Below are 12,882 nucleotides of genomic sequence, written 5' to 3' on the forward strand. Positions count from 1 at the left end.
GCGTGGGTGAAGTTCTGCGCACAGGGATAGAGTTTTCTGCTATGAGGAATAAGCCGCAGTACTCGATCGCCTCGGTGGACCACGCCCTGCAGCTGGCCGCACTGCTGCAGCAGGAGGGCACGCTGCGGGTGACCGACGCGGCGGACCGGCTCGGCGTGTCGGCGTCCACGGCTCACCGGCTGCTGTCGATGCTGGTGTACCGGGACTTCGCCGAACAGGGCCCGGACCGCCGCTACGGCCCCGGCAAGGTACTGCGGCCCGCGGCGGCATCGGAGGCGCCGGTGCCGTTGCTGCGGCGGGCTTCCGGGCCGCACCTGCGCAAGCTGGTGGACACCACGAGGGAGACGGCGAACCTGATGGTGCTCGCCGGCATCGAAGTGCGGTTCGTGACGACGGTCGAGTGCGACCAGGTCCTGCGGGTCGGCGACCGGGTCGGGCGGTCGCTGCCCGCGCATCTGTCCTCGGGCGGGAAGGCGATGCTGGCCGCGCTCACCCCGGCCGCGGTGGACGCGCTCTACGCGGACGCGGACCTCGACCTGCCGCGGCTGCACCGGGAACTGCGGCTCGTGCGCAAGCGTGGGTTCGCGATCAACGACCAGCGCACGGAAACGGGGCTGACCGCGGTGGGCGTCGCGGTGCGGGACGCGTCGGGCACGCCCGTGGCGGCCGTCTCCAGCGCCCTGCCCACGGCGCGGTTCGCCCGTGAGAAGCTGTCCGCCCTGGTCAGCGCCGTGTCCGAGGCGGTCGGCGGGATCGAGATCGAGCTCGTCGCCGGTTAACCCGAGTGGTGCGCCACCAGCTCGTGCGCGGCCTCGGCGCGGGCGGCGGGTTCGGTGTGCACCACGGCCGCGGCCAGCCGGGGCATCTCGTGCAGCAGGCGATGCTCGACGTCGTGCGCGATGCGATGTGCCTGCTCGACCGTGAGCGCGGGATCGAGCGCGACCGACAGCTCGGCCCGCAGGCTGTGCCCGATCCACCGCATCCGGACCGCACCGGCACCGCGTACCCCAGGCGCCGCCGCGGCCACCCGCTCCGCGAGCTCCACCATCGCCGGATCGACCGCGTCGAGCAGCCGCCGGAACACCTCCCGCGCCGCGTCCCGCAGCACGAACACGATCAGCACCGTGATCACCAGCCCGATGACCGGGTCCGCGAGCGGCAGGCCGAGCGCGACCCCGGCCGCGCCCAGCACCACCGCGAGCGAGGTGAACCCGTCGGTGCGGGCGTGCAGCCCGTCGGCGACCAGCGCGGCCGAGCCGATGCGCCGCCCGACCTTGATCCGCCAGCGGGCGACCAGCTCGTTGCCCGCGAATCCGCACAGGCCCGCGACCGCCAGCACCCACAGGTGCTCCACCGGCCGCGGTTCGATCAGCCGCAGCACCGCCTCGTAACCGGCGAAGGCGGCGGACGCGGCGATGATCAGCACGACCACGACGCCCGCCAGATCCTCGGCGCGGCCGAGGCCGTAGGTGTAGCGTCGCGTGGCCACCCGCCTGCCCAGCACGAACGCGATGCCGAGCGGGACCGCGGTCAGCGCGTCGGCGAAGTTGTGCACCGTGTCGCCCAGCAGCGCGACCGATCCGGTTACCGCCACGAGCGCGAGCTGGATCAGCGCGGTCGCGAACAGCGCCACGAAGGACCACACCAGCGTGCGGACGCCGGCCCGGCTCGCCTCCAGCGCGGAGTCGACGCGGTCGGCGCTGTCGTGCCCGTGCGGGGTGAGCACGTGCCGCACCCGCGACCACAACGTCCGCCGGTGCCCGTGTCCGTGCCCGTGTCCATGTCCGTGTGAATGCGCCATAGTGCTTGCCAGAATGCCCTGCTCAGGGTCAATATGCAAGGATGCGCGCGCATGAGAACGTCTCCGATGGCCAGCTCACCGTGGCGGCCGGGGTGCTCGCCCATCTCGCCGATCCGACCCGGCTGCACCTGCTGCGCCTGCTGACCACCGAACAGGACGTGAACACCCTGACCGCGCAGGTCGCCGCCTCACGGTCGTCGGTGTCACAGCATCTGGGCCGGCTGCGGCTGGCGGGGCTGGTGCGGGCGCGGCGCGAGGGCAGGCGGATGCTGTACCGCATCACCAGCGACCACCTGTCCAAACTGGTCGGCGAGGCGCTCGACTACGCCGATCACGCGGTGCGCGGCATCCCGCACCACCAGCACGAGCAGGTGCTCAGTCCTTGAGCGAGCGGTGCCGCAGCAGGTCGAGCCCCCGCTGGTATTCCTGCTCGTCGATCTCGCCGCGCGCGAACCGCTCCGCGAGCAGGTCCTCCGGCGACTGCCGGGTCGAGGCGCGCTCACGGTTGAAGTAGCGGAACAGCGCGATCCCGCCGAAGATGAGCAGCACCCAGAACACGATCCCGCTGATGCTCATCAGCGCGTAGCCCCAGCCGTTCATGCCGTTGCCGTACCAGTACATCATCGCCGGCTCCTTTCCGTGTCTCCCACGATGCGCCGCGCCTGCCGAGCGGGGCGACGGCCGAACGTCACCGTCCCGGACGCCCAAGGTCCCGTGTAACACGTGCTACATTCCTCGATGTGACGAAGCGGACGGGCTGGCTCGTGCTCGTGGTGCGGATACCGGCCGAGCCCTCACGGCACCGGGTGGCGGTGTGGCGCGAGCTGCGCCGCGCGGGCGCGCTCTCGCTCGGGCAGGGCACGTGGGCCGTACCGGACGTCCCCGCCTTCGCCGACGGGGTCGCCCGCACCACCGAACTCGCGCGCCGCGGTGACGGCGAGGTGATCGCGCTGGAGGCGGCGGGCCGTACCGACGAGGACGCCGCGCGGCTGGAGGCCATGTTCACCGCCGAGCGCACCGAGGAGTGGGCCGAGTTCCTCGCCGACTGCGCCAAGTTCGACGCCGAGATCGACAAGGAAATCGGCAACGGCAAGTTCACCATGGCCGAGCTCGAAGAAGAGGAGCACAGCCTCGAACGGCTGCGGCGCTGGCACCGCGACCTCAAAGCACGCGACCTCTTCGGCGCGCCCGCCGCGGCCGAGGCGGACCGGCAGCTCGAGCACTGCGCCACCCGGCTCGCCGAGTACACCGACCGTGTTTTCCAAGCCCTGCACCAGATGTGAGGTATCCACAATGGACCGTCCGCTGGGGCCGCTGTACGCCGCCGGCTTCGTCACCGCGTTCGGCGCGCACAGCATCGCGGCCAGTCTCGGCGGCTACACCGAAGGTGAGCACGCCTCGCTGCTGACACTGGGCATCCTGCTCGCGCTCTACGACGGCGCCGAGGTCGTGCTGAAGCCGGTCTTCGGCGCGCTCGCCGACCGGATCGGTCCCCGGCCGGTGCTCTTCGGCGGTCTGGTGGCCTTCGCGGCGGCGTCGGGAGCGTTCGTGCTCGCGGGCGATCCGGCGCTGGTCGGCGTGGTCCGGCTCGGGCAGGGCGCGGCGGCCGCCGCCTTCTCCCCCGCCGCGGGCGCGCTCGTCGCACGAGTCTCGCCGCAGCGGCGTCACGGCCGGGCCTTCGGCGGCTACGGCGCGTGGAAGGGGCTCGGTTACACGCTGGGTCCCGTGCTCGGCGGCGCGCTGATCACGCTCGGTGGCTACTCGCTGCTGTTCACCACGCTGGCGGTGCTCGCGCTGCTGGTGGTGGCCTGGGCGGCGCTGGCCGTCCCGTCGGTGCCGCCGCTGCCGCGTGCCCGGCAGACCGTGCTGGATCTCGCGCGGCGCCTGACACAGGCCGGTTTCCTGCGCCCGGTCGCCGTGCTCGCGGGCACCACCGCCGCGCTGGCGGTGGGCGTGGGCTTCCTGCCGGTGGTCGGCGCGAACGCCGGTCTCGGGCCGCTGGCCACCGGTGCGGCGGTGTCGCTGCTGGCCGCGTGCGCCGCGCTCGTGCAGCCGTTCGCGGGGCGCGCGCGGGACGCGGAACGGCTGCCGGAGCGCACCGGCATGGCGGGCGGCTTGCTGCTGGCGGCCGCGGGCATGGCGCTCGCGACGGTCCTGCCCGGCCTCGCCGCGATACTCGTCGCCGCCGTCGCGATCGGCGTCGGCACCGGTGTGGCCACCCCGCTCGCGTTCGCGCAACTGTCGGCGTCGGCGCCGCCGGAACGCCTCGGGCAGACCATGGGCGCGGCGGAGGTGGGCCGGGAACTCGGCGACGCCGGTGGCCCGCTGCTCGTCGGCGCGATCGCGTCCGCGGCCGTCCTCGGTGCCGGGTTCGGCGCGCTGGCGGCGGTGCTGGCCGCCGCCGCGCTCGCCGTCACGGGCCGGCGTCCCGCGCGGCCGGATCGTCCTCCGTCGCGCGCCTGACCAGCACACGCGCCTCGCGGGGGGCGCCCCTTCACGCCGGGAACAACGATCCTGACGGCTGATCGAGATAGGCCGGGTTCGCCACGAGCAGCCGCTCGGTGACCGATTCCCGCACGGCCGCCAGGGTCGCCGGATCGTCCGGATCGGCTCGGCCGTCCCGCAGGGCGGAGGCGAACTCCGCCTGGCTCGCGAAACCCAGCGCCGCCAGGCGGGCACGGTGCCGCCGCTCCTGTGCGGGTCCCAGCCGCAGCTCCCGCCACACCGTGTCCAGCACGTTGGCCGCGACCCGGGTGTGGAACGCGGTGCGGCCCGAGGTGGCGGGCAGCACGTCGCCGCGCAGGAACTCACCGGCCGCCTCGAGAAGTTGCCCCGCCGACGGGTGGCCGTGCAACTCGGAGGGCTCGGCGATCTCCTCGGGCACCTTCCCGGCCGGCATTCCCAGCGCCAGCAGCAGATCGTGCTCCTGCTCGCACACGCGGCGCCCGACCGCGGCCAGCTCGACCGAGCGCGTCTCCCCGGCCAGGTGCCGCTGCGCCTGCACGCGGCAGCCCACGGCCCACCACACCGTGCCGAACACCTGCCACCACCGCACGGCCTCGGGGTCGGGGCGCTCGCCCGCCACCTCGGCGTACCCGTCGAGCAGCTCGTCCAGCGTGCCGAAGCCGCCCACCGGCAGCGCCGAACCGAAGCGCCAGGCTTTCACGCACAGCCAGCCGAGATCCTCGCGGGGATCCCCGCGGTGCACCCGTTCCCAGTCCAGCACGGCGGCGAGCCCGGCCGGCCGCACGATCAGGTTGCCGTTGCGGAAATCCCCGTGCACCACGGTGTCGGGCACGGGCGGCGGCCGGTGCGCGTGCAGCCAGTGCAGCCCGATCTCCACCGGCGGCAGGGGTTCGCCGAGGGAGTCGTAGGTCGCCACGAGGGTCGCCAGCGGGTCGTGGCGTTCCAGCGAGGGCACCTTCGCCGGCGGGATGCGGTGGATCCGGGCGAGCACGCGGCCCAGCTCGGCGGCCAGTCCCTCGGGAACCGCGCGCAGCAGCCTGCGGGGGATCGTCTCACCGCCCACAAAGGACGTCAGCACGAACGGCGCGCCGAGCGCGTCGCTCGTGTCGTGATCGATCAGCGGCGGTACCGGAACGCCTTCCTCGGCCGCGGCGCGCAGGACCTCGGCCTCCCGCGCCATCGCCTCCGGCCGGGCCGCGCCGGGCGGATCCCGCCGTAGTACCAGCTGCCGCGGGCCCGCGGCAAGGCTCGCCTCGAACTCCCAGGTCTCGCGGCTCGCCCCGCCGCTGAGCTGCCGAAGCCCGCGGATCTCCCGCGCACCGAGCCTGCGGGCGAGCTGTCCCGCGAGCTCAGTAGTCATCGGGACGGACCGGCCAGCGCGGCACGGACGGCGGGAAGTCCTTGCTCACCCTGCCGGGGAAGACCGCGGCGCGCTTCTCCAGGAACGCCGCCACCCCCTCGGCCGCGTCCGCGCCCCGCCCCACCTCGAACATCGCCTGCGAGTCGTACCGGTGCGCGGCCCACGGCGTGGCCGAGCCGAGCATGCCCCACAGCATCTGCCGCGCCACCGCGACCGACACCGCGGAGGTGTTCTCCGCGATTTCCCGTGCGATGCCGTAAGCGGTGGGCAGCAACTCCGCGTCGGGCACCACCCGCGAGACGAGCCCGCCCGCGCGCGCCTCCTCCGGCCCGAACACCCGCCCGGTCGCGACCCACTCCATCGCCTGCGAGATCCCGACCACGCGCGGCAGGAACCACGTCGAGGCCGCCTCCGGCACGATCCCTCGGCGCGCGAACACGAAACCGAACTTCGCCGACTCCGCCGCGATCCGGATGTCCATCGGCAGGGTCATCGTGACGCCGACGCCGACCGCGGGACCGTTGTACGCCCCGATCACCGGCTTCGTGCAGGCCGCGATGCGCAGGGACACCGTGCCGCCGCCATCGCGGGGCACGCCGTCGATCGTCTCGGCGCCCTCGAGTTCCGGGCGGCGCCCGGCGTTGAACGTGTCCGCTCCCCCGCCGAGATCGGCTCCCGCGCAGAACCCGCGGCCCGCACCGGTCATGACCACGACGCGCACGTCGTCGTCGGCGTCCACCTCGTCGAACGCGGCGATCAGTTCGCGCGCCATGGTGGTGGTGAAGGCGTTGAGCCGTTGCGGCCGGTTGAGGGTGATCGTGGCGATCCCGTCGGCCACCTCGTAGCTGATTTCCGTATAGCTCACCGGACCGCCCACCGCCCGGTGTACTCGGCCGTCGTCTTGCTCAGGAACGCCTCGAACGCCGCCGCGGTGTCCTCCGTGGCGAAGTTGACCGTCTGGGCCCGCGCCTCGTTGCGCAGCGCGTCCGGGAACGCGGCGGTGGCGCCCTCGGTGAGCAACGCCTTGGTCTGCGCGAGCGCGACCGGCGGCCCGTCGGCGAGCTGCTTGGCGATGCCGGCGACGAATTCGTCCAGCTCGCCCGGCTCCCGCACCCACGTGACCAGGCCCAGTTCGAGCGCCTGCTCCGGGCCGACGAAATCGGCGAGCAGCGCCAGGCGCTTCGCCTGCTGCAACCCGACGAGCCTGGGCAGCAGCCACGATCCGCCGAAGTCGGGCGAGAGCCCGCGCCGGGCGAAGATCTGGCTGAACCGGGCGCCGGTCGAGCACGCGACGAGATCGCAGCCCAGCGCGAGATTCCAGCCCGCGCCGACGGCCACGCCCTCGACCTTGGCGATACTCGGCTTGGGCAGCTCGTGCAGCGCCAGCGCGACCGAGTTGACCAGGCGCATCCGTTCCAGCGGGTGCGCCCCGCCGCGGTCCTCGCCGAGGTCGGCGCCCGCGCAGAAGTCGCCGCCGGCGCCGGTGACGACCACGACCCTGGTGCCGGAATCGTCGGCGACCGCGCGGAAGGCGTCACGCAGCACGGCCCACATCGCCACATCGATCGCGTTCTTGCGGTGCGGCCGGTTCAGGGTGACGGTGGACACCGCGCCCTGCCGGGACACCAGCACGCTGGGTTCGTCCACAGTAGACTCCATCAGATCGCGAGCCGGTCCGCCAGCCTGGCCCGCCGCGCGGCCGGATCGCCGAGAAGCAGCTCGCTGGTCTTGGCGCGCTTGTAGTACAGGTGCGCGTCGTGCTCCCAGGTGTAGCCGATCCCGCCGTGCAGCTGAACACTGTCCGCCGCCGCCTTGAAGTAGGCCGGGCCGATGAACTCCTGCGCCGTCGCGGCCGCCAGCGGCAGCTCGTCCGGGGCGGCGTCGGCGGTCCACGCGGCGTAGCGCGCCAGCGACACCGCCTGCTCGTAGGCGCTGTACATGTCCGCGCAGCCGTGTTTGACCGCCTGGTAGGAGCCGATGGGGCGGCCGAACTGCACCCGCACCTTCGCGTACTCGACGGTCGTCTCCAGAACCTTCGACATCCCGCCGACGCTTTCGGCGGCCAGCGCGACCGCCGCGAGGTCGCGCACCTTCTCCCACACCGCTTCGGGATCGGCGCATTCGACGCGCTCGGCCGAGGTGCCGTCGAAGTCCAGGCGGGCCAGGCGGCGCGTCGGATCGAGGGTGTGCATGGCCTTGCGCCCGGCGCCGGAGGTGCGGAACCACGCGTGGCCGTCCGGCGTGTTCGCGTACACCAGCACGACGTCGGCCAAATCACCCGACACGACGTTGCGCGCCGACCCGCTCAGCACCTCCGGGCTGTCGCTCCAGCCCGCCGCGACCGTGCCGATCAGCTCGCCGGATGCCAGGCGGGGCAACAGATCCGCGGTGAGCTTGTCGTCGTCGAGGGCGAGCACTGCGTCCACCGCCAGCACGGCGGAGGCGAGGTAGGGCACCGGTGCCAGTGCGCGGCCCAGTTCCTCCAGCACGATCGCGCGCTCGAAATGGCCCGCACCCGAGCCGCCGTGGCGCTCCGGGACCACCAGACCGGCCAGCCCCAGCTCGCCGGAAATCCTTCGCCACAAAGGGATATCGTGCCCCTCGGGGCTGTCCATCACCTCGCGGACCCGCGCCGGGGCGCAGTGATCGGCGAGCATCTTGCGCACCGAGGAACGAAGCTGCTCGGCTTCGGTGCCGGGTACCAGGCGCATCGACGCGCTCCTCTCAAGCCTGCCGCTGCGTGCCGACACGCAGCTCACGGAACGGGACGTCACGGTCGACCTGCGGCTCCTTGGGCAGGCCGAGGATCCGCTCACCGATGATGTTGCGCTGCACCTGGTTCGTGCCGCCCGCGATGCTGGAGGCCGGGGTCGCGTTGATCGCCGCGGCCAGCTCACCGCCCTCGTCGTCCTCCCACGCGATCGTCTCCTGCGGAGCGATCAGCCCGGCCACCGACACAGCGCGCCACAACAGTTCCGCGCCCGCGAGCTTGGCCACCGAGCCGCGCGCGCCCGGCGGGGTGCCCGCGTCGGACTCCTGCCGCAGCCGGGTGTTGAACAGCGACAGCGCCCGCTCGGCCGCGTACAGCGCGGCGAGTTCCGCGCGCACCGCCGGGTCCTGCGAGCGGCCGGTGCGCTTGGCGAGGTCGGCCAGGTTGTGATAGCCGAGCGGATCGTAGCGGCGCCGCACCGAGCCGCCGATGGACACGCGTTCGTGGCCGAGCATCGTGACCGCGGCGAACCAGCCCGCGTCCACCTCGCCCAGCACCGAGTCCGCGGGCAGCCGCACGTTGTCGAAGTAGACCTCGTTGAACGGCGCGCGGCCGGTCATGTCCTTGAGCGGCCGCACGGTCACGCCGGGCGCGTGCATGTCCACGATGAACATCGTGAGGCCCTTGTGCTTGGGCAGATCCGGGTTGGTGCGGGCCAGCAGCGCACCGAAGTCGGCGTGCTGCGCGCCGGAGGTCCAGACCTTCTGGCCGTTGACGACCCACTCTCCCCCGTCGCGCACCGCGCGGGTCTGCAGGCTCGCCACGTCCGATCCCGCGCCGGGTTCGGAGAACAGCTGGCACCACACCTCTTCACCCCGCAGCAACGGCCGCACATACCGCGACTTCTGTTCGTGCGTACCGAGATCGACCAGCGTCGGGCCGCACATGCCCATGCTGATCATGAACAGCGAGGTCGGCAGGTCGTGGTCGGCCGACTCGTCGTTGAAGATCTGCTGTTCGGCCGCGGTCAGGCCCTGCCCGCCGTACTCCTTCGGCCAGGTGATGCCCGCCAGCCCCGCATCGTAGAGCGCGGCCTGGAACCGCTTGGCGAGCGCGACCTGTTCGGCGGTCTCCAGGGTGTCGGCCGATTCCGGCACGTTGGTGGCGAGCCAGTCGCGCACCTTTTCCCGGAACTTGTCCATGTGCGTCCTCTCGTTCACGGCACGGGCGTGGCGAAGCGTTCCTTGAGCTTGCGTTTGACCAGCTTCCCGGTCGGGGTCCGGGGCAGTTCGTCCACGAATTCCACGGCCTTGGGCGCCTTGTAGTGCGCGATCCGGCCGCGCACGTACTCCAGCAGCTGTGCGGCCAGTTCCGGTCCCGGCTCGGCGCCGGGCGCGGGCTGCACCACGGCGAGCACGGACTCGCCCATCTCCGGGTCCGGTACGCCGATCACGGCGACGTCGAACACCGCCGGATGCAGCGCGAGCGCGTCCTCGACCTCCTGGGGGTAGATGTTGACCCCGCCGGAGATGATCATGAAGGCCTTGCGGTCGGTGAGGAACAGGAACCCATCGGAGTCGATGTAGCCGACATCGCCGTTGGTACACCAGAACGGGTGATCCGGATGGCGTGTCTCGGCGGTCTTCTCCGGATCGTTGAGGTAGGTGAACTGTTCCTCGTCCTCGCCGCGTTCGAAGTAGACGGTCCCGATCTCACCGGTCGGCAGTTCGCGGCCCTCGTCGTCGCACACGTGCAGCACGCCCAGCACCGACGGGCCCACCGAGCCCGGCTTCTTCAGCCAGTGCGCGGAATCGATGAGGGTCATGCCGATGCCCTCGGTCGAGGAGTAGTACTCGTACAGGATCGGCCCCCACCAGTCGATCATCGCGTGCTTGACGTCGACCGGGCACGGCGCGGCGGCGTGCACGGCCACGCGGTGGCTGGACAGGTCGTAGCGGGTGCGCACGTCCTCGGGCAGCTTGAGCATGCGCACGAACATCGTCGGCACCCACTGGCTCGCGGTGACCCGGTAGCGCTCGATCGCGCGCAGCGCCTCCTCGGGATCGAAGCGCTCCATCATGATCACCGTGCCGCCGATCGCCTGCACGGACACGGCGAAGCGCAGCGGGGCGGCGTGGTAGACCGGGGCGGGCGAGAGGTACACGGTGTCGGAGTTGAAGCCGTAAAGCCCTTGCAGGATCGGGATCAGCGTGTCGCCGGGCTCGTCGACCTGGCGGTCGGGAAGTTCGACGCGGATGCCTTTCGGACGTCCCGTGGTGCCGGAGGAGTACAGCAGGTCGGCCCCGCGTGGCTGGTCGGCGGGCACCTCGGCGGAGGCCGCGGCGAGCGCGGCGTCGTAGTCGCCGTAGCCCTCGACGGCGCCGTTGTAGGCCAGCCGCAGGCCGGTGCCGGTGAGCGGCAGGATTTCGCCGGCGAGCTCGGCGAGCGCGGCCGACACGATCAGCGCCTTGGCCCCGGAATCGTTGACGATGTAGGCGACCTCGGGCGCCGACAGGTGGCGGTTGACCGCGCAGATGTAGAGCCCGGACCGCGCCGCGGCCCAGTACACCTCGTACGCGCGGAACGTGTTGTCCGTCAGCAACGCGATGGTGTCGCCCTTGCGCAGCCCCGCCTCCCGCAGGGCGTTCGCGAGGCGGACCGAGCGATCCTCCAGCTCGCCGTAGGTCAGGCGCTCGCCGGTCGCGGCCATGATGGCCGCCGGCTTGTCGGGCTGGGTCGCGGCATGGACACCTGGGTACATAACGGCTCCTCCTCGAACCGGCGCGCTGTCGCCTCCGAGCCTGGCCGAGCGGATCAGCTCAGTCAATGCCCAAACAGTCAGCGTTGACCGGTGAGCACCTCAACGGCCAGTATGGTGCCGATCACATGCCCCCACCACCCTCGCCGAGGTAGCCGATGTCGAACACCGAAGCACCGATCCCGCGGCTGATCGGCCGCGGCATGACGATGGGCGATCAGCTCGCGCGGCACGCGCGCACGAAACCGGACCAGATCGCCTACACATTCGGCGAGCGCGATCTGTCCTACCGGGAACTCGACCAGCGGGTGAGCCGCCTGGCCAACGCGCTGCGCGAGCGGGGCGTCCGCTACGGGGACCGCGTGGTGGCGCTCGGGCTCAACACGCTCGAGGTCATCGAGACGTTCCTCGCGTCCACCCGGCTGGGCGCGATCTGCGTGCCCGTCAATTTCCGCCTGGTCGCCGACGAGATCGCCTACCTGCTCAGCGACAGCGGGGCGGCCGCCGCCGTCGTGCACGCGCCGCTCGCGCAGACCTTCGCGAAGGCGCGGGCCCAGGTGCCGGAGCTGACGACGTGCCTGGTGTACGGCGGCGAAGCCGAGGCGGGCGCGGAGGCGTACGAGGAGGTGCTGGCGGCCTCTTCGCCGGAGTTCGACGAGGAGACGGTGAACGAGTACGACGCCGCGTTCATCATGTACACCTCCGGCACGACCGGGAAACCGAAGGGCGCGGTGCTGACCCACCACAACCTGCTGATGCACGCCTTCAGCAACATGGCCCACCTCGGCGTGCAACCCGGTGACAAGGTGTGGCTCGCGGCGGCGCCGTTGTTCCACATCGCCGGCCTGTCGGGCATGCTGCCGACCCTGCTGCTGGGCGGGCGCACCGTGTTGCTGCCCAGCGGGCAGTTCGACCCGGCGGCGACGGTCGAGCTGATGGAGCGCGAGCGGATCAGCGACGTGTTCCTCGTTCCGGCGCAGTGGCAGGCGATCGTCGACACCCCTGGTGTGGCCGAGCGCAATCTGTCGTGCCTCGGCCGGATCTCGTGGGGCGCGGCCCCGGCGTCCACCACGCTCCTGCGGCGGATGATCGACACGTTCCCGCAGGCCGAGGTGAGCACCGCGTTCGGGCAGACCGAATGCAGCCCGGTCACGACGCTGCTGCGCGGCGAGGACTCGATCCGCAAGATCGGCTCGGTCGGCACCCCGATGCTCAACGTCGAGGTGCGCGTCGTGGACGACGACATGAACGACGTGCCCCGCGGGGAGGTCGGCGAGATCGTCTACCGGAGCCCGATGGTGATGAAGGAATACTGGAACAAGCCGAAGGAGACGGCGGAAGCCTTCCGCGGCGGCTGGTTCCACTCGGGCGACCTGGTGCGCGAGGACGAGGACGGGTACTACTTCGTCGTGGACCGCAAGAAGGACATGATCATCTCCGGTGGCGAGAACATCTACTGCGCCGAGGTGGAGAACGTCCTGGCCGCACACCCGAAGATCGGCGAGGTGGCGCTGATCGGCATTCCCGACGAGAAATGGGGCGAGACACCGCTGGCCGTGATCAGCCCTCGCACGGGCGACGAGGCGCCCACCGCCGCCGAACTCAGCGAATGGTGCACCGACCGCCTGGCCAGGTACAAGCGCCCGAGGCACCTGGCGGTCGTGCCCGCACTCCCGAGGAACCCGAGCGGCAAGATCCTCAAGACCGAACTCAGGGCGAGCCAGAAGGCCGGGAAGCTGGACATCACCAGCGCCTGACCGGGGCACGAGGCGCGCCGGCGCGGGCAG

At 72.0% G+C, this 12,882-nt stretch carries 13 protein-coding genes; 5 read left to right on the forward strand and 8 right to left on the reverse strand.

Going from position 1 to position 12,882, the window contains the following annotated elements; all coding sequences use genetic code 11:
- Positions 1-41 precede the first annotated feature (41 nt).
- Entirely contained in the window at positions 42-779 is a 738-nt protein-coding gene (locus HFP15_RS07340) for an IclR family transcriptional regulator (RefSeq protein WP_168512822.1), read from the forward strand.
- On the opposite strand, the gene HFP15_RS07345 is transcribed toward HFP15_RS07340, so the two are convergent.
- Positions 776-1,801 carry a cation diffusion facilitator family transporter gene (locus HFP15_RS07345; RefSeq protein ID WP_168512824.1) on the reverse strand — a complete coding sequence of 342 codons (1,026 nt, stop codon included), beginning with the start codon at positions 1,799-1,801 and terminating at the stop codon, positions 776-778. The two genes, HFP15_RS07340 and HFP15_RS07345, sit on opposite strands and share 4 nt — an antisense overlap.
- A 41-nt stretch (positions 1,802-1,842) precedes the next feature.
- On the opposite strand from HFP15_RS07345, the gene HFP15_RS07350 reads away from it, so the two are divergent.
- The gene (locus tag HFP15_RS07350) at positions 1,843-2,187 is read left to right on the forward strand and encodes an ArsR/SmtB family transcription factor (protein WP_168512827.1); all 345 of its coding nucleotides are present in this window, start codon (positions 1,843-1,845) and stop codon (positions 2,185-2,187) included.
- Here the strand turns inward: HFP15_RS07350 and HFP15_RS07355 are convergent.
- Entirely contained in the window at positions 2,177-2,425 is a 249-nt protein-coding gene (locus HFP15_RS07355) for an SHOCT domain-containing protein (RefSeq protein ID WP_168512828.1), read from the reverse strand. The genes HFP15_RS07350 and HFP15_RS07355 overlap by 11 nt on opposite strands.
- Before the next feature lie 116 nt (positions 2,426-2,541).
- Here HFP15_RS07355 and HFP15_RS07360 point away from each other — a divergent pair, with 116 nt between their 5' ends.
- Together HFP15_RS07360 and HFP15_RS07365 are read left to right on the forward strand one after the other, a co-directional pair.
- Positions 2,542-3,084: a Chromate resistance protein ChrB gene (locus HFP15_RS07360; RefSeq protein ID WP_168512830.1), complete on the forward strand. Its 543-nt coding sequence runs from the start codon at positions 2,542-2,544 to the stop codon at positions 3,082-3,084.
- Positions 3,085-3,094: 10 nt separating this feature from the next.
- Positions 3,095-4,264, forward strand: a complete 1,170-nt coding sequence (locus HFP15_RS07365; protein ID WP_168512832.1) for an MFS transporter — start codon at positions 3,095-3,097, stop codon at positions 4,262-4,264.
- A 31-nt stretch (positions 4,265-4,295) separates the two neighbouring features.
- Here HFP15_RS07365 and HFP15_RS07370 read toward each other — a convergent pair whose 3' ends face one another.
- From HFP15_RS07370 to HFP15_RS07395, 6 genes are read right to left on the reverse strand one after another with little or no spacing between them, the layout of a single operon-like run.
- The gene (locus HFP15_RS07370; protein WP_168512834.1) at positions 4,296-5,627 is read right to left on the reverse strand and encodes a phosphotransferase family protein; all 1,332 of its coding nucleotides are present in this window, start codon (positions 5,625-5,627) and stop codon (positions 4,296-4,298) included.
- Positions 5,617-6,492: a crotonase/enoyl-CoA hydratase family protein gene (locus HFP15_RS07375; RefSeq protein WP_168512836.1), complete on the reverse strand. Its 876-nt coding sequence runs from the start codon at positions 6,490-6,492 to the stop codon at positions 5,617-5,619. Before HFP15_RS07375 ends, HFP15_RS07370 begins: the two co-directional genes overlap by 11 nt.
- Entirely contained in the window at positions 6,489-7,274 is a 786-nt protein-coding gene (locus tag HFP15_RS42605) for an enoyl-CoA hydratase/isomerase family protein (protein ID WP_312871501.1), read from the reverse strand. Before HFP15_RS42605 ends, HFP15_RS07375 begins: the two co-directional genes overlap by 4 nt.
- An 11-nt stretch (positions 7,275-7,285) precedes the next feature.
- Positions 7,286-8,338 carry an acyl-CoA dehydrogenase family protein gene (locus tag HFP15_RS07385; protein WP_168512840.1) on the reverse strand — a complete coding sequence of 351 codons (1,053 nt, stop codon included), beginning with the start codon at positions 8,336-8,338 and terminating at the stop codon, positions 7,286-7,288.
- Between the two features lie 13 nt (positions 8,339-8,351).
- Positions 8,352-9,557, reverse strand: coding sequence for an acyl-CoA dehydrogenase family protein (locus HFP15_RS07390; protein ID WP_312871502.1), 1,206 nt, complete (start codon positions 9,555-9,557; stop codon positions 8,352-8,354).
- Positions 9,554-11,098: an acyl-CoA synthetase gene (locus HFP15_RS07395; protein ID WP_168512842.1), complete on the reverse strand. Its 1,545-nt coding sequence runs from the start codon at positions 11,096-11,098 to the stop codon at positions 9,554-9,556. Before HFP15_RS07395 ends, HFP15_RS07390 begins: the two co-directional genes overlap by 4 nt.
- A 155-nt stretch (positions 11,099-11,253) precedes the next feature.
- On the opposite strand from HFP15_RS07395, the gene HFP15_RS07400 reads away from it, so the two are divergent.
- Entirely contained in the window at positions 11,254-12,852 is a 1,599-nt protein-coding gene (locus HFP15_RS07400; RefSeq protein ID WP_168512844.1) for a long-chain-fatty-acid--CoA ligase, read from the forward strand.
- Positions 12,853-12,882 lie beyond the last annotated feature (30 nt).

Origin of the sequence: Amycolatopsis acididurans, assembly GCF_012328925.1 — a bacterium.
In the GTDB taxonomy this organism is placed as follows: domain Bacteria; phylum Actinomycetota; class Actinomycetes; order Mycobacteriales; family Pseudonocardiaceae; genus Amycolatopsis_E; species Amycolatopsis_E acididurans.

Excerpts from the sequence above, each read along its gene's own strand:
- HFP15_RS07385 (WP_168512840.1), bottom strand. The coding sequence starts at position 8,338 with ATGCGCCTGGTACCCGGCACCGAAGCCGAGCAGCTTCGTTCCTCGGTG.
- HFP15_RS07350 (WP_168512827.1), top strand. The coding sequence starts at position 1,843 with ATGCGCGCGCATGAGAACGTCTCCGATGGCCAGCTCACCGTGGCGGCC.
- HFP15_RS07395 (WP_168512842.1), bottom strand. The coding sequence starts at position 11,098 with ATGTACCCAGGTGTCCATGCCGCGACCCAGCCCGACAAGCCGGCGGCC.
- HFP15_RS07400 (WP_168512844.1), top strand. The coding sequence starts at position 11,254 with ATGTCGAACACCGAAGCACCGATCCCGCGGCTGATCGGCCGCGGCATG.
- HFP15_RS07365 (WP_168512832.1), top strand. The coding sequence starts at position 3,095 with ATGGACCGTCCGCTGGGGCCGCTGTACGCCGCCGGCTTCGTCACCGCG.
- HFP15_RS07355 (WP_168512828.1), bottom strand. The coding sequence starts at position 2,425 with ATGATGTACTGGTACGGCAACGGCATGAACGGCTGGGGCTACGCGCTG.
- HFP15_RS07370 (WP_168512834.1), bottom strand. The coding sequence starts at position 5,627 with ATGACTACTGAGCTCGCGGGACAGCTCGCCCGCAGGCTCGGTGCGCGG.
- HFP15_RS07340 (WP_168512822.1), top strand. The coding sequence starts at position 42 with ATGAGGAATAAGCCGCAGTACTCGATCGCCTCGGTGGACCACGCCCTG.
- HFP15_RS07345 (WP_168512824.1), bottom strand. The coding sequence starts at position 1,801 with ATGGCGCATTCACACGGACATGGACACGGGCACGGACACGGGCACCGG.